This window comes from Marvinbryantia formatexigens DSM 14469, from assembly GCF_025148285.1.
Classification (GTDB): Bacteria; Bacillota; Clostridia; order Lachnospirales; family Lachnospiraceae; genus Marvinbryantia; species Marvinbryantia formatexigens.
Genome location: NZ_CP102268.1, coordinates 2,220,727 through 2,235,528, shown reverse-complemented (window position 1 = coordinate 2,235,528; position 14,802 = coordinate 2,220,727). Strand labels below are relative to the sequence as shown.

General features: G+C 43.9%; 15 protein-coding genes. 4 read left to right on the top strand and 11 right to left on the bottom strand.

What is annotated here, in order from left to right; genetic code table 11:
* Positions 1-48 precede the first annotated feature (48 nt).
* Entirely contained in the window at positions 49-1,377 is a 1,329-nt protein-coding gene (locus NQ534_RS10635) for an ABC transporter substrate-binding protein (RefSeq protein ID WP_006862049.1), read from the bottom strand.
* A gap of 276 nt (positions 1,378-1,653) precedes the next feature.
* A complete protein-coding gene (locus NQ534_RS10630) occupies positions 1,654-2,541 on the bottom strand; it encodes a helix-turn-helix domain-containing protein (protein WP_040783275.1) in 888 nt (295 codons plus the stop codon).
* Positions 2,542-2,733: 192 nt separating this feature from the next.
* Between NQ534_RS10630 and NQ534_RS10625 the strand changes: the two genes are divergently transcribed.
* Positions 2,734-3,669, top strand: coding sequence for an acetylxylan esterase (locus tag NQ534_RS10625; RefSeq protein ID WP_006862051.1), 936 nt, complete (start codon positions 2,734-2,736; stop codon positions 3,667-3,669).
* A gap of 111 nt (positions 3,670-3,780) precedes the next feature.
* Here the strand turns inward: NQ534_RS10625 and NQ534_RS10620 are convergent, their stop codons facing one another.
* Positions 3,781-5,076 carry an ATP-binding protein gene (locus tag NQ534_RS10620; protein WP_006862052.1) on the bottom strand — a complete coding sequence of 432 codons (1,296 nt, stop codon included), beginning with the start codon at positions 5,074-5,076 and terminating at the stop codon, positions 3,781-3,783.
* A 149-nt stretch (positions 5,077-5,225) separates the two neighbouring features.
* Between NQ534_RS10620 and NQ534_RS21890 the strand changes: the two genes are divergently transcribed.
* Both NQ534_RS21890 and NQ534_RS21885 read left to right on the top strand, forming a co-directional pair.
* Positions 5,226-5,447, top strand: coding sequence for a DUF1016 N-terminal domain-containing protein (locus tag NQ534_RS21890; protein WP_074680052.1), 222 nt, complete (start codon positions 5,226-5,228; stop codon positions 5,445-5,447).
* The gene (locus NQ534_RS21885) at positions 5,437-5,577 is read left to right on the top strand and encodes a hypothetical protein (protein WP_330667007.1); all 141 of its coding nucleotides are present in this window, start codon (positions 5,437-5,439) and stop codon (positions 5,575-5,577) included. The genes NQ534_RS21890 and NQ534_RS21885 overlap by 11 nt, the downstream gene beginning before the upstream one ends.
* 148 nt (positions 5,578-5,725) lie before the next feature.
* Here the strand turns inward: NQ534_RS21885 and NQ534_RS10610 are convergent, their stop codons facing one another.
* Genes NQ534_RS10610 through NQ534_RS10595 form a run of 4 tightly spaced genes read right to left on the bottom strand, consistent with a single transcriptional unit; the run spans position 5,726 to position 10,050 of the window.
* Positions 5,726-7,033 carry a glycoside hydrolase family 27 protein gene (locus NQ534_RS10610; protein ID WP_006862055.1) on the bottom strand — a complete coding sequence of 436 codons (1,308 nt, stop codon included), beginning with the start codon at positions 7,031-7,033 and terminating at the stop codon, positions 5,726-5,728.
* A gap of 5 nt (positions 7,034-7,038) precedes the next feature.
* Positions 7,039-7,863, bottom strand: coding sequence for a carbohydrate ABC transporter permease (locus NQ534_RS10605; protein ID WP_006862056.1), 825 nt, complete (start codon positions 7,861-7,863; stop codon positions 7,039-7,041).
* A 15-nt stretch (positions 7,864-7,878) separates the two neighbouring features.
* The gene (locus tag NQ534_RS10600) at positions 7,879-8,763 is read right to left on the bottom strand and encodes a carbohydrate ABC transporter permease (RefSeq protein WP_006862057.1); all 885 of its coding nucleotides are present in this window, start codon (positions 8,761-8,763) and stop codon (positions 7,879-7,881) included.
* Positions 8,764-8,793: 30 nt separating this feature from the next.
* Positions 8,794-10,050, bottom strand: a complete 1,257-nt coding sequence (locus NQ534_RS10595; RefSeq protein WP_006862058.1) for an ABC transporter substrate-binding protein — start codon at positions 10,048-10,050, stop codon at positions 8,794-8,796.
* Between the two features lie 233 nt (positions 10,051-10,283).
* Between NQ534_RS10595 and NQ534_RS10590 the strand changes: the two genes are divergently transcribed.
* Positions 10,284-11,117 (top strand): AraC family transcriptional regulator, encoded by an 834-nt coding sequence (locus NQ534_RS10590; RefSeq protein ID WP_040783279.1) that lies wholly within the window; start codon positions 10,284-10,286, stop codon positions 11,115-11,117.
* A 168-nt stretch (positions 11,118-11,285) separates the two neighbouring features.
* On the opposite strand, the gene NQ534_RS10585 is transcribed toward NQ534_RS10590, so the two are convergent.
* The 4 genes from NQ534_RS10585 to NQ534_RS10570 form a co-directional block, all read right to left on the bottom strand.
* Positions 11,286-11,819, bottom strand: a complete 534-nt coding sequence (locus tag NQ534_RS10585; RefSeq protein WP_006862062.1) for an HdeD family acid-resistance protein — start codon at positions 11,817-11,819, stop codon at positions 11,286-11,288.
* A 27-nt stretch (positions 11,820-11,846) separates the two neighbouring features.
* The gene (locus tag NQ534_RS10580; RefSeq protein ID WP_040783283.1) at positions 11,847-12,629 is read right to left on the bottom strand and encodes an S-adenosylmethionine synthetase N-terminal domain-containing protein; all 783 of its coding nucleotides are present in this window, start codon (positions 12,627-12,629) and stop codon (positions 11,847-11,849) included.
* 86 nt (positions 12,630-12,715) lie between these two features.
* On the bottom strand, positions 12,716-14,050 hold the full coding sequence (locus NQ534_RS10575) for a sensor histidine kinase (RefSeq protein WP_006862064.1): 1,335 nt from the start codon (positions 14,048-14,050) through the stop codon (positions 12,716-12,718).
* Positions 14,043-14,756, bottom strand: coding sequence for a response regulator transcription factor (locus NQ534_RS10570; protein WP_006862065.1), 714 nt, complete (start codon positions 14,754-14,756; stop codon positions 14,043-14,045). Before NQ534_RS10570 ends, NQ534_RS10575 begins: the two co-directional genes overlap by 8 nt.
* Positions 14,757-14,802: the final 46 nt, after the last annotated feature.

Sequence of the window (14,802 nt, the reverse complement as noted above, 5' to 3'; positions counted from 1 at the left end):
ACTGCCCTGTCCGCTGTAAATACTTCCCGTCTGATGAAATCAGATTTCTTATCCTATCATAGTTTCAAACAGCTCATTCATCTGGTCTTCTGCATTCTGCGCGGCTGTCTCAACATCCGTTCCGTTTACAATAATATCCTGGAACATCGTCTCTATAATACCGTTGCTGGTCAGAAGTCCCGCCTGCGCGCTCAGTCCGTGCTCAAATCCAATCGCCGTGCCGTTCTGCATTGCTTTGGTGATGACTGCCTCTTCCTCCGCGAACTGCTGGCGCGTCGCATCCGCCTTGTATGCTTCCGTATCCGCAATACCGCTGATGGAGGGCAGCATTCCTACCGGAACCGCGCTGAGGAATTCCAGATAATTATCTTCCTCCAGCAAAAATTCGATAAACGCCTCGCAGATGTCCGTATGCTCCGTACTGTTATAAATTACAAGCGGGATATGGGATGCCTCCGCACTGTAATATTCGTCATCCGCATTGATTTTCGGCAAATCTGCGCAGGAAATGTATTCTGTGAGGTCCTCACGGTTTGTCTGCACCCCGCCAATCTGGAAGCCCGAATTAAAGTCAAACGCCGTGATGCCCTGGTAATACAGCATTGCGTGGTCATTGATACCGTAGTTGATTGCCTCCGCCGGAGAGCAGTTTTCAAACATCTTTACCCAGTATTTGATTCCCTCGATGGCAAGGTCGCTTGTAAAGTTCGCTGTTAGGTCGTCGTTCAGCAGGCTGCCGCCGCCCGAACGGACATAGAAGTTCAGATAACGCGTTCCGATAAAGTCCTCCGTGCTCAGGGAAACCGCACAGCCGTACTGCCCGTTTTCCGCATCCGTAAGCGCAACAGCGGCATCGTAAAGCTCATCCCAGGTGGTCGGCACCTCCAGTCCCGCCGCTTCCAGCAAATCGGAACGGTACCACATCACCTGCGCGTGAGAATAGTACGGCAGACCGTAAGTAGCGCCCTCATAGCTCAGCTCGTCAAGCACCGTATCGGAGAAGCGGTCGCGTCCGACAGCATCTATCGTTTCATCCATCGGCTGGATGATTCCCGCATTGACAAGCTCCGCAACCTCGGCAGTTCCGCAGGTCGTGCTCATGTCCGGCAAATCGCCCGTGGTAATGCCCGCATTCCATTTTGTCTTGAAATCGCTCCACGACATTGTTTCAATGTTAATTTTAACATCCGGATGCAATTCCATAAATTTGGCTGCCGCATCCTGCACAGCCTCCATGCGGACGCCCTGGGTGAATGAGTGCCAGAATGTAATTTCACCGCTGAGATTGTCCCCTGTTTCCTCTGCTCCGACCGGCACCGCACATGCCGCCGAAAGCGCCGCTGCAAGCATCAGACCTAAAACTTTTTTTCCTTTCATAGAAACCTCCTTTTGACTTTTCGTGCGGGAGCCTTATTTTTGCAGCCATTCAGCCTTGTTCAAGTATCAGAAATAATGCGTCGTACCGGCTGAACCGTTGCTTATTTTCCGCTCTCCCGTGTTTTTAAGTTATTTAGAGTATAACAGTATTTCAGAAGGCTCGCTATGCATTTTATAGGAAATACTATAAATATCCGCTCATTTTATAAATGTTTATTTTTATTTCTCTTTCTGCATGTCAAATTTAGCCCTTGTTTTTTGTGCAGATTGCACAATTTATGCTTCTCTGGAATTTTTCCGGTATGTCTGTGGGCTGACCCCAAAATTTTCCCGGAAACGTCTGGTAAAATAACTGGGCGATTCGTAGCCCAGCCGGTAGCCGATTTCCGAAATCGACTCCATCGTCGTCATCAGCAAATGCGCGGCATACATCATTTTGGTATCTTTGGTAAACTCATAAATGCTCTTCCCCATTTCCGCCTTAAACAAACGTCTCAGCGTGCTCTCGCTGACTCCGGTCATTGTGCATAGTTTTTCCCGTGTCAGATTTTCTTCCGGATGCAGCGTAATGTAATCCACCACCATCTGGACCCGCGGGTCGGTATCCTTCTGTGAAGCCAGGACACGCTTGCGGATATATTTCATGTTAATCATGGACTCCATTGTAATACGCTCGCTCTGAACAGTCTCCTCCGGCTCCTCACTGGCTCCCGACCGTCTGGCAAGCCCGGCGCATATCAGATTCAGGTATCCGCACGTTTCCAGCCGTTTATACATTGCCCGCGATATTGCCGACTGATACATCTTTTCAAACCATTCCCGCATCTCGGTACCGGCTCCGCAGTAATACTGCTGCCGGATGTTCCAGAGCTTCAGCAGCATATCCTCTCCCGGTATCTGTATGGAATCGACAAAACGCACACTGATAAAAACTATCTTCTCCAGCGCGCTGCAGGCAAGGGTACTCCCCTGCGGGATATAAAATACATCATTTTCTTTTACAATATACTCTTTTCCGTCCACTATAAATTTTGCTCTCCCGGAGCAGATATAGCGGAGCATACAATAGGGAATCCTGCTCTCCCGGTAAATCCAGCTCTCCGCAAACCGGTACTTGTCCACGTATAAAAAAGTGGGCGCATAATTACTGTAAATTGCATCCATCGTTCTTTCTCCTTCCAACAGACAGCAATCTGTTTCTGCCATAACAAAACGCACTGTGTCTTCATAATAAATCAATCATAATACAATCGAATATTTATAGCAATGGGCAGTTTTTGCTGTATCTTTTTTCTGCAAATCTGCTAAACTGTAAAAAAGCTTTCAGAAAAAACATCGTATAAGGAGGTACCGCTAATGTATGAAGCTATCTGTTATGACCGTGACGCCGCATTTTCCTGCTATCCGTCAGAAAATTCGATTGACGCCTGGTGCGATGCGCTCCTCGCAAAAAGCCGGGAAATTTCTGTCTCCGGCACTTTTACCGATGATATGCCAGTCCGGCATTGCTTTGGAAACGGTCCAAATGCACTGATTAATAAGTTTATCCGTTTTGACATGCCGGACCACACATTTTACGGGTACTGGCAGCCAGCGATGAAGGAACCGGCTCCTCTCCTGATAAATCTTCCCGGCTACGGAGGCTATATCAGTATGCATCCGCAAATCAATGATGACGGATACCATATTCTCCATATTTCGCCGCTGGGATACGTTACGCCGTCCGGCAGCCGGGAAGAGCTGCTGATGGACGATGGTAACTGGCCAGTGCTCGATCGCACAGCCCGTGGACTGCCCGGCGGATATGAAGACTGGCTTCTTGACTGTCTGGCGGCGATTCACTGGATACAGCGTCAGCTCTGCGTACTGCCCGACAGGCTTTCCCTGTTCGGGACCAGCCAGGGCGGCGGCGCAAGTCTGCTTCTCGCCTCCATCCTGGGCGGACAGGTACGCTGCGTATGCGCTGACCTCCCTTTTCTGACCGCTTTTCCGTTATCCGGTCTCTCCGGAAATGCTTACGGCATTCTGCAGAAGGCGTATGGTGAAGTTCCTTCCGCACAGTTCTGGAACCGCCTTGGTTACATCGACACATTCTCTCACGCGCACCGGCTCCGGCAGCCCGTTATGCTGTCCGCCGGCGGGCAGGATGATGTCTGCTCCCCGGCTTCTGTGGAAGCACTGTTTCAGAAGCTTCCCGGAACCCGGCAGTACACCTATCTGGAGCACAATGTACATACACACTCCCGGCAGAGCATGTATCTGTTTCGTTCCTGGCTTGCCCTGTATGCATGACGTATGAAAAGCGGGACTGCCTTACTGACAGCCCCGCTCTTTTCCGTCCGGAACGATAAACATCGCCGGTATTGCTAAAATCAGCAAATACCATCAGATTTTGTTACATCTTTATTTTTCAAGGCATTTCGGGTCAAGCAGAAAATCATAAATATTTACAGTCAGGATACCATATTCATCATAATGCATCGGCACGATGTCTCTGGTAATAATGATTTTCCTGAAAGAATCATCAATCTTTCTGAATGGTCTGATCTCCTGAGTGCGCTTTGCTTCATCAGGCAGTGTGTATGCTGATTGAATATAGTATCTGGAAGAGCCAAGATTACACACAAAATCAACTTCCAACTGCTTGCGTGTTACTTTCCCGTTCTGGTCTTTTTCAGCGATAGGTACAACGCCCACATCCACTCTGTAACCACGCATACGAAGTTCATTGTAAATCACATTTTCCATAGAATGGGTCTGCTCAAACTGACGAAAGTTAATTCTTGCATTCCGAAGTCCAAGGTCAGAAAAATAATATTTTTTAGGAGTCTCAATATATGCCTTTCCCTTGATATCATAGCGCTGCGCAGACTCAATCAGAAATGAATCTTCAAAATAATCTAAATACTTTTTAATGGTATTGGAAGTTATTTTTGATTTCTTTACGGTCCTGAAAGTATTTTTAAGCTTCTCCGGATTAGTCAGCGAACCTATCGCAGAAGAAAGAATATTCAGCAAATCCTCCATTTCACCGATGTTCCTGACACGGTTCCGCCTGAATATATCCTGGATATAAATTTCGCTGAACAGGTTCTGCAATGCCGCAGCTTTATCATTTGCCCCATCGCGCAGAACGACCAAAGGAATGCCGCCATAAAGCATATACTCGGACAATCCCATATACTTGTCGCCTTCATACACAGACATAAACTCTGCAAAGCTCAGAGGATACATATGAACTTCATCACCACGACCAGCAAACTCGGTAGCAATATCTTTGGACAGGAGTTTTGCATTACTTCCTGTCACGAATACATCCATGTTATCCTTGCGCAGATAACCGTTCAGTACAGCTTCAAAGCAGTCCAGCATCTGTATTTCATCCAGCAGCAAATAATACATTTCATCGTCAACAACTTTGGTCCGGACATAAGCCATGAATTTTTCAGGGTCCACCCCACGCTTTTCTTTTTCAATCCCGATAAGGCTTTCGCCAATCAAATACAAATCGTCCGCTGAATCAAAAGCAAAACGTATAATATGGCTGGTGTCCACGCCACTATCCAATAAATGATGATAGAAAAGGTTATTAAGCAGATAGGACTTACCACATCTGCGAATACCAGTAATAACCTTAATTAGTCCGTTGTTCTTTCTTTTTATCAATTTATCCAGGTAGAAATCTCTGCGAATCTCCATTCAATAACCTCATTTCAAAAGATTTTTGCAACTTGATACCGTTTTCTGTTCTATATTATCATAAAGCAATCGCCTGTTCAATATCTTTGCGCAGGTTTAGAAAAGATTTTTGCAACTTTTAGCATTTTTCTGTTTTTAATCTCCAATTTATGCGACGTTTTTATCAGACCTATCAAATTCAACAGACAGTGTCTGTTAAATTGTCGTGGTCACATTACTGTGAGCTTTTGACTATTTCCGACGCAGATAAGCGCAGCTTTTACGAAAAGGAGTCAATCAATTCCGGGTGGTCGATACGGGAACTGAAACGCCAGATTTCCACATCACTCTATGAACGGCTGTTATTGTCAGAAGGACAGTGTGACCGCTGAATATGCTCTCGGCGGTCTGTCAAATACAATCTTTGCTTCCCGTTATGTTTCCTATATCCCGAACAAAGAGCAGTTAATCGCACAAGTGGAAGCAGTCTTGAACGAATGGCACAAAAAAGATAAGTCATAGCTCCTTTGCTGTTGATTTGTTACGCAATAGAAACGCGGCTTTGAGGGAAAGGTATAAATGGTATAAATCCTTTAACCGCTTAAAAAAGCGCCCGCAAACCCGCATAAATCAGGGGCTTGGGGCGATAATCAATTTATTTAGTGTAAATCTACTGTTCAAATCGTAATAACCGGACTCCATGCGCCTCTGCCATATACGCATCCGGAACCTCCGGTATTTCACAATCATCCCATACATCTGTCACTCTGTGATATGTCTCAAACTGTACATCTTTATCGGCCAAAAGCCCTTTCGGAAGAATTATATTTGCTGTCTGATTTTTAAAATTGAACATTGCCACATATAATTTCTGACCACCCGGATTTCTGCTAACCCAGATAGCCTCATCCTCATTTTTCATCAACTGGAGCACTTCATTATCCATCGCAGAATTCAATGCGAGTACCTCCTGCTGTGTAATCAGCTCCAGTGTCTCTTTGTCCAGCCTGGTTAATTCTGCCCCTAAAAATAATGGAGAATGACAAATGCTCCATAACGTCATCATCGTTTTCTGCTCAGCCTGCGTGAATCTGGTTTTTCGTTCCTCAAGAAAACCTTTTCCAATCCATCCCAGCGGCAGCATATCACAATCCGGATAGCAGCCTTTTTTCACATAAGATGCCCATTTTTCGCAGCGCTCAAACATATCCCTTAATTGAGTCCAATTATCCCAGAAATCCCCCGTCAGCCGCCACATGTTCGCATATTCAGAATAAAAACTTCCGCGCTCCAAAAGCGCCGGTCCCGGCGAAAGACTCAGTACAATCGGTCTGCCGCATTTTTGAATTGCATGATAAAGCATCCGGATTTCTGACTGCTGCGCATCACTTTTTCCCGAAAGCATACGGGAATTACAGATATCATCGCATTTCACAAAATCCACTCCCCAGGAAGCATAAAGCTCCATCAGCGAATCATAATAGCTCTGACTCTCTTCCATATCCCGAAGCCCATACATATCCGGGTTCCATAAACATACCGAACCGGGGTCTGCAATCTCATCCGCTGTTCTGGCAGTTCCTTTTATTTGCAGATGGCGTTCCGCAGCAGTCCGTGGAATTCCTCTCATAATATGTATCCCGAATTTTAATCCCAGACTATGTACATATTCTGCAAGCGGAGCGAAACCTCTTCCTCCCACTGAGGAAGGAAAACGTTCCGGACATGGCAGAAGTCGTCCATATTCATCCATTTCAACACGGCTAAATGGAATATATTCATATTTTTCCCTCTGTGTACCCGTGTCATACGCATACCATTGAATATCAACAACCACGTATTCCCAGCCATACTGTTTTAAATTGTCAGCCATATATTCTGCATTCGCCCGAATTTCCTGTTCCCTGACATTGGCATCATAATAATCGAAGCTGTTCCATCCCCTCGGCGGCGTAACCGCAAATTTGTTTTTATTCATCTGTATTATCCCTTAATGCCCGACTGGGCAACTCCTTCCATAAATTGTTTCTGAAAAACAAAATACAAAATAACCATCGGAACTGTGGCAATTACACTTCCTGCCATCAGAGCACCTTTATTTGTCATACAAACACCCTGCAGGACAGAAAGACCAGGAGCAAGAGACATTTTGTCGATGTCATTATTTGCAATTAACGGCCACATCAAATCCTTCCATGCAAAAAGTGCAGTAAAAACACCTAAAGCCGAAATGCTGGAACGTGTAACCGGGAGCATAATTTTTGTAAAGGTCTGCCAGGGATTGCATCCATCTAATACGGCAGCTTCTTCCAGCTCTTTGGGCAAAGACATATACTGCTGTCTGAGCAGAAACGTTCCATAAGCGCTGACCAGCCCTGGGAAAATCAATGCAAATATGGTGTTCAGCATCCCCAGTTTTGACAGCATCTGGTATTGTGGAATAATAAATACCTGTCCCGGCACCATCATCTGAATTAATACCAGCATAAATAACAGATTTTTTCCCGGAAACTGAAATCTTGCAAATCCATATCCAGCCATACTTGAAAACAGAATTGCACAGATACATCTTCCGGCAATCATTAACAGAGTATTTATATACAGCTTCACAAAAGGTACCGCTTCCAGAGCCTGCTTATAATTTTCCGTATAGGTGAAGCTCGACGGAAAAATTTTAATTGGCAGGGACATTTGCTCACCAACAGTTTTAAAAGAAGACAAAATCATCCAGATAAATGGAAAAACCATTACCATACCCAAAAGGATAAGAATCAGATGCACTGCCGGATATCTTTTTTTCGATTTCATAACAGCACTCCCTTCCTATTCATAAAATACAATCTTCTTCTGAAGCTTCATCTGAACTACCGTCAGTGCAAAAATAATGACCAGTGTCACAACTGCAATGGCAGACGCATACGGCTTGTCCTGTGATACAAAAGCTGCCCGATAGTATTGATACATGATTGTTTTCACGGAATCCAGCGCCGATGAATTACCTGTTCCATAAATCATATACACAATATCAAACTGACTGAGTGCTCCGATGATTCCGGTTACTGTCAGGAAAAAAATATTTGGTGAAACAAGCGGCATCATAATCCTGAAAAACTTTGCTCTTTCATTGGCTCCATCCAGTTCTGCTGCTTCATAATATACCTTCGGAACATTTTTTATCGCTACAATCAAAATAATAATCTGCTGCCCCATACTGCTCCAGATTGCAATCAGAATAATAGAAAACATGGTGTAACGGGGGTCATTCAGCCAGGATATCTTTTGCACTCCAAGGAAGCCAAGTAAATAATTCAGCACCCCGAACTCCGTATTAAAAATCCATGTCCATACCATTGTCACAGCAGCCGGTGCCGCTACCATCGGCAGAAAGAAAAGCATGCGGTAAACAGATGTCCCCCGAATCGGCTTACATAAAAGCCATGCTACCAGAAGGCTGATAAATATACCAACCGGAACCGATATCAAAGCGAAAACAAACGTATTTTTCAGGCTTGTCCATACTTCAGGGTCAGAAAACACTTTTATGTAATTTGTCAGACCGGAAAATTCATACCGGTTAAAACCAAGACTTTTCTGAAAGCTTAAAATAAAGGTTTCTATTATTGGCCAGATATTTAATATAATCAATCCTATGATGGTCGGGGCTACAAACATGTAGCCCCATGCCCAGTGCTTTACTTTCTTCTTCACATCTATCCCCTCTCAGAATATCTTGAGCTGTTACTGTGTAAGCACTTCATTCATTTCCTCAGATGCCTGCGTAAATGCGTCTTCTACATTCATAGTTCCGTCAAAAATCTTCCCTACATAACTATACATAATCTCGCCCCACTCATTTTTCTTTTCACTTCCGCGGAGCTGCTTTCCAAACTGCAGGCTGTCCAGAATCACCTGTGTGTCGTACATATCCTTATGCGCTTCCGCCCATACCTCATCCACGCCATTATAGCACGGTATTGCCGGTCCTTCTGCTGCCTCTTCCATTCCCTTCTGTGAGCTTGCATATGCCACGAATTTCTTTGCCGCATCCATATTTTTGCAGTCTGCCGGAATGGAAAGTGCCAGTCCATTACTTATTGTAGAACGTTTTCCATCCGGGGTCGAAGGAAGCATTGCGATTGCAAAATCATCTTTGATTGTCTCATTATCTATAAAATAGCTAAGCTGCCAGTTTCCAATCGTCTGCATCGCCACCGTTCCTGTCGCAAACATCGATACAGCATCAACTTCCGCCTGCATTTCTTTGGAAGGAGAATACTTTTCATTTAATTCCATAAAGAAATTCATAGCATCCATCGCTTCCGGTGTATCCAATCCAGACGCTGTTCCATCTTCATTCAAAAAATCACCGCCATTTGCATAAATAAAGTTGCCCCATGCCTCCTGGTCATTATTGTAAGCATTAAATCCATAAATACCGTTTTCCTTGTCCGTAAGCTTTGCCGCTGCATCATCCAGATCATCCCAGGTCCAGTCAGCAGTCGGATATTCTACCCCGGCATTATCGAACAGCTTTTTATTATATACCAGAACAACACAGTCCTTATCCTTGGGAACGCCATAATGTACACCATCATAAACATAAAGGTCAGTAATTCCTTCATCATAATTGTCATAGCTGAATGTTTCATCATAATCTGCAAGGTCGTCCATAGCAGCCATAACACCACCATTTACATATCTCTCAATCTGATTTGTATGCATGGTCACAATATCCGGCATGTTTCCGCTGGTTGCCGCAGCTTCCAGTTTTGTCCAATACTCGCCCCAGGGTGTAATCTGAAGCTCAACCTTAATATCGGGATTTTCTGCTTCAAAACCATCAATCGTAGCCTGGATAGAATCCCTCTGGTTTTCATTCCAGGTACAATATGTTAATGTCACCTCGTCATCTGCATATGCCATCGGTGCCATGCATGTTACCGCCGCTGCTGTCACAATCATTCCGACCATTACTTTGTTTAATTTCCTTTTCATTTTTCTTTAGCTCCTTTCCAGTTTTTTATTAAAGAATTACGCACAAATGCACAAAATAATATATCCGCTTTTCATTTGTAATCCATGTAATTTGTGCATTTTTCTTAACCACGGTAAAAGTATACTATTCTTTTTTCCAAAATACTATTTGCAAAAGAAACACAATGGATGTATTATATAGTTTATATTTATTACATTTTTGACCAGCATATTTCAGAAATGGAGGATACAACGTGAGCTTTGATATTTTAAATCCGGATTTTTGTCTGATTCCAAAAGAAATTTACTACGTAAATTGGAAAAAGTATCATCAGGACTTTCACCAGCATAGCAAAGGATGCATAGAAATTGATTATATTGTAGATGGTTCATGCACCTATCATTTTTGTAATCATTCCGTCCATTTAAACCGTCGTTCTTTATTTATTCACAACGGATATAATCCTCACGACTATGACGTTCCCGAATCCTGTCTGAACATGAGTATTCTATGTATGCAGGAAGCACTGGAGCCAAATTCCGGCTCCTTCCAGAACATTCTCAGCGTTTTTCCTTATATGCAGAGCTTCTTTAATCGCCTGGATTCAGGCATCGTTCTAAAAAATGCCGGGCACCTGTTTTCCTCTGTCCGGGAAATTAACGATACGTTTCAGGCAAATGAACCTCTTTGGCATTTAAATCTATTGATAAACAAATTTATAATTGATATCATGAATGCAGCATATTATCAGGTGCCCTCCCGTACCTATACAGAACAAGTTAAAAACTATATCCATTATCATTATTTTGAAATTAATAGTCTTGATGAAATTGCGAATCATCTTTCTCTTAATAAAATATATATGGAGCGCCTTTTCAAGCAGGAAACCGGGATGAGTGTCTGGACTTACCTGAACAACATACGTATAGAAAAATCTCTTTATTATCTTACAGAACTAAATATTCCAATAGGTAACATTGATGAACTGGTCGGCATTCATTCAAGACAAAACTTCTATCTTTTATTTAAGAAAAAATATGGGATATCTCCGGCACAATATAGGAAAAAATACTATAAAAACAAATAATACAAAATAATTCTTCAAATTACGAAAGGAGTCCGGGGGGGGTGGGATAAAAAACTAAAAGTGATTTTTGCTGAACAGGAAAAAGAATACGTGGCACACACGGGACATAGCACTTTAAAAAAGCTGCCGGATAAAATACCCGGCAGCCCAGATTTTACACATTACACATTATTTGCGACCTAGGACAAACGCCGCCACATCCACAACTGCCTCGGCAATCATTGTGATTCCTATAAAGGTCCACAGAACATCCGTTGATGCGAACGGATTTGTCAGTATCAAAACAGCGCAGACAATCGTCAGAACCGCGCCAATAACTTCAACAAACCAGTATTTCTGTCTGGTACGAAGCATATCTACCGCCCACTGCACTTTGCTTACACCACTGACTAAAGTCAGTATTCCGTAAAAAACAGTAAGCACCGGGAATGTGACAAGAAACCACTCTGATTTTGTAATGCAGAAAAGTCCCAGCATAACAAACAGGATTCCCTTTACCAGACCGTTTCCCTGCGAGGCGGTCTCAGCATCTGCCCGGAAATATCCGAACGTGCTTATAATTCCACCGACCACGAGGACGATACCAAAGATAATAATAATTCCGGACGTGAATCCAACAGGGTCAACCAAAAGAAGAATTCCTATCAGAATTTCCAGAATACAGGTCAGAAGATTTCCGGTATTGCGATTGATTTTACTCATAGCTGCTCTCCTCTGTTATTGTCTGTATCAAAACAGTCCCCACTCTGCCAGTTTTTCAAAACCGCCGATGTGCCGGATATATTCTTTCGCTTCCTCTACAATTTCCGAATACGGCATACCGTCAATCTCTTCATCGCCGATAGCACAGCAAAGCTGTACGGGTTTCCCTGTCTGCTGCGCTTTCAGAAACGCATGGATATTCACAGAAACATCCGCTTTTGACAAATCCTTTCCGTGAAGTCCGCCTCCGGTGACAGAGTCCGCCATATCAGAACCGAGTTTGCGGTTTGTAGCGCCCGTATCTACGTCTGTTCCTCCCGTCCAGTCTCCCAGCGGATTAATCTCTGCATGGGGATACTCTGCGCGGAGTGCTTCCGAGCCGGCATTGCTCTGACAGATAATCAGCCTGTCCCCGTCCAGAATGTACTTGCCATCGGCAGGATATTCCCGGTAAATTTTGCGGGCAATCTCAGAGAGCTTTTTCTGCTCCTGTGTAAGTGGTGTTCCTTTGAAAATACCGTTATCGCCGCAGCGCAGCTTTCCCTGCTGGTTTTTTGATAAATAAGTATCCTGTGGAACAACCAAGATATCCGGTTTTATGTCCCCGCCAATACGATAAATTGCCTTATGAATGGCATCCCGGTCTATCTGTACAGATGTTTCCATAATCACATGGCATTGTCCATGTCCAATCAGCACCTCTGTAGCTATCCGGGGGTCAGCTTCGATTTCATACGCCAGATCCACAATCGCGCCGGCAATTCTGTCCGCCAGTTTATCAGGATGGCTGGGGTTTACTTTTTCTATCATAGGAATTCCTCCGTTCTTTTGTTTGTTTCCATTATAGAAAATCAAACCAGCAAAGTCATCAGACACGCAAAAACATCTGTCCGAAATTATGACACTGAAAGAGTTTTGTTACATTTTGAGGCAGCTATTGGAAATAAAAGCGTCACTGCAAAATCCTTCTCATCATTCTCTAAAACAAACCGTCCTCCCATCTTTTCCATCATCTTCTGAACATTCTGAAGACCGATTTTATTACTCTCATTTTTTCCGTCCGGAATCTTTTTTCTGTTTTTCATTGCGATTCCCACACTATATTGTGAGCTGACAGATTGAATCAGAACCGGAGCTTCCCTGTCCGCATATTTCACTATATTTGACGTCAGATTGTCAAAAATCCGGGCAACATAGCCTTGATTAATCCGGATAAAATATGATTCCCATGTAAAGGTCAAAGCAACATGAAACTGCTCCTGTTCCAGATAAGAAACTGTTTCCGAGAGCAAATCATAAAAAACCGCCTTGACAGGGTACGGTCCTTCCAGCTTTACTTCCGTCTCTCCTGTAATCAATGCATATTCAAACAAATGGTCTGACAGCTTCTTCAGCCGCCTGGCCTTATGATTAATTTTCTGGATATAAGATATCTTCTGTTCCTCATCCCTGCATTTATTTTTCAATAAAATTTCAGTATACAGCATGATAGAGGTCAGCGGTGTACGTAGATCATGGGACATCTCCGTAATCATCTTCCTGCTTGCCTGTGTCAGATAAGCATCCTGTTCTATCTGAGCCTTAAATGACTCCCGCATACTGTTCAGGCTCTGTGCGAGCACAGCCAGCTCATCCTTTCCCTTTACCGTGATTTCATAATTCAGGTCGCCGCCTTCCAGAATCCCGATTTCCGTGCTCAGGGTACGGATATATTTCATCGTTTTTCTGATTCCCAGCATGACAATGACAAGAAAAAGAGCAAAACTAATCAGAAGCCCGATAAGTGTTACGTACCAGTATATCTGATAATCATAAAACCCCGACAGAATTACTTCCGCCTGCCCGTCCTCAAACTCCAGAATATAATAAGTTTCCCAGTCGTAAAATTCCCTTCCGGACGGCGTTTCCTGAATGGCTTCTTCTTCCGGATAATTTGAATCATAAACCAGCATCCCGCTGCGATATACCTGAATCGATACCACAGACTGTTTCTTTACCCATCTGGTCAGTTCCTCTGCATCGGACGCTTTAATCTGGTTATCACGGATATACTCCTGGAGGTTGTTTATCCGCTTATCATTCTGTCTGGAAGTATAATCCGAGTGCTCAAAATAATATTCCAGCAATTTTGCACTGACCGCCTCCATGCCGGAGTATACGATTACCGTACAGGTCATGGCAATGACCAGCAATTTTAAAAGCCTGAAATAAATAGAATTTCGTTTATTCATCGTCCACTCCAAACCGGTAACCTTTCCCCCATACCGTCTGTATCAGTCTGGGTTCCTGCGGGTTCTCTTCTATCTTTACTCTCAGTTTTCGTATATGCACCATAACGGTACTGTTGCAGGTGTAAAAATAAGGTTCATCCCAGACACTTTCATACAGGTTCTGTGCCGAAAAAATCTTCCCCGGATACTTCATCATAAGAAGCAGCATCTGATATTCAATATCTGACAAATCCACCTTTTTCCCGCGTACCTCCACATCGTTAAACACTTTATGCACCCGGACTCCCGCCATTTCCAGACATGCATCCGCGTCTTCATCATCCTCTTTTTTTCCGCGGTAAACCCTGTATCTCCGAAGCAGCGCTTTTACTCTGCCCAGTAACTCGGAATACGAAAATGGCTTCGGCAGATAGTCGTCTCCCCCTGCCATCAGACCAATCAGTTTACCTGATTCCTGTGATTTTGCCGTTAAGAACAGCACCGGAACATTGGATACCTTCCGGATTTCTTCGCATGTGCGGATTCCCGACATTCCAGGCATCATCACATCCAGAATCACCAGGTCCGTTTCTGCATTCAGAAGCTCCAGACCTTTCCTGCCATTTTCTGCTTCCGTGACCGTATAATCTTCGCCTTCCAGAAGAATCCGGACTCCCTCCCGGATATCCGGGTCATCCTCAATAATTAAAATACTTTCTTTTTTCATTCTGTCACCTCATCCAGGATATTCCTGCTCCATTACTTTCTTCTGA

Bases quoted from the DNA above. Each gene is read 5' to 3' on its own strand.
- NQ534_RS10635 (WP_006862049.1), bottom strand. From the start codon at position 1,377: ATGAAAGGAAAAAAAGTTTTAGGTCTGATGCTTGCAGCGGCGCTTTCG.
- NQ534_RS10630 (WP_040783275.1), bottom strand. From the start codon at position 2,541: ATGGATGCAATTTACAGTAATTATGCGCCCACTTTTTTATACGTGGAC.
- NQ534_RS10625 (WP_006862051.1), top strand. From the start codon at position 2,734: ATGTATGAAGCTATCTGTTATGACCGTGACGCCGCATTTTCCTGCTAT.
- NQ534_RS10620 (WP_006862052.1), bottom strand. From the start codon at position 5,076: ATGGAGATTCGCAGAGATTTCTACCTGGATAAATTGATAAAAAGAAAG.
- NQ534_RS21890 (WP_074680052.1), top strand. From the start codon at position 5,226: ATGCGACGTTTTTATCAGACCTATCAAATTCAACAGACAGTGTCTGTT.
- NQ534_RS10610 (WP_006862055.1), bottom strand. From the start codon at position 7,033: ATGAATAAAAACAAATTTGCGGTTACGCCGCCGAGGGGATGGAACAGC.
- NQ534_RS10605 (WP_006862056.1), bottom strand. From the start codon at position 7,863: ATGAAATCGAAAAAAAGATATCCGGCAGTGCATCTGATTCTTATCCTT.
- NQ534_RS10595 (WP_006862058.1), bottom strand. From the start codon at position 10,050: ATGAAAAGGAAATTAAACAAAGTAATGGTCGGAATGATTGTGACAGCA.
- NQ534_RS10585 (WP_006862062.1), bottom strand. From the start codon at position 11,819: ATGAGTAAAATCAATCGCAATACCGGAAATCTTCTGACCTGTATTCTG.
- NQ534_RS10580 (WP_040783283.1), bottom strand. From the start codon at position 12,629: ATGATAGAAAAAGTAAACCCCAGCCATCCTGATAAACTGGCGGACAGA.
- NQ534_RS10575 (WP_006862064.1), bottom strand. From the start codon at position 14,050: ATGAATAAACGAAATTCTATTTATTTCAGGCTTTTAAAATTGCTGGTC.
- NQ534_RS10570 (WP_006862065.1), bottom strand. From the start codon at position 14,756: ATGAAAAAAGAAAGTATTTTAATTATTGAGGATGACCCGGATATCCGG.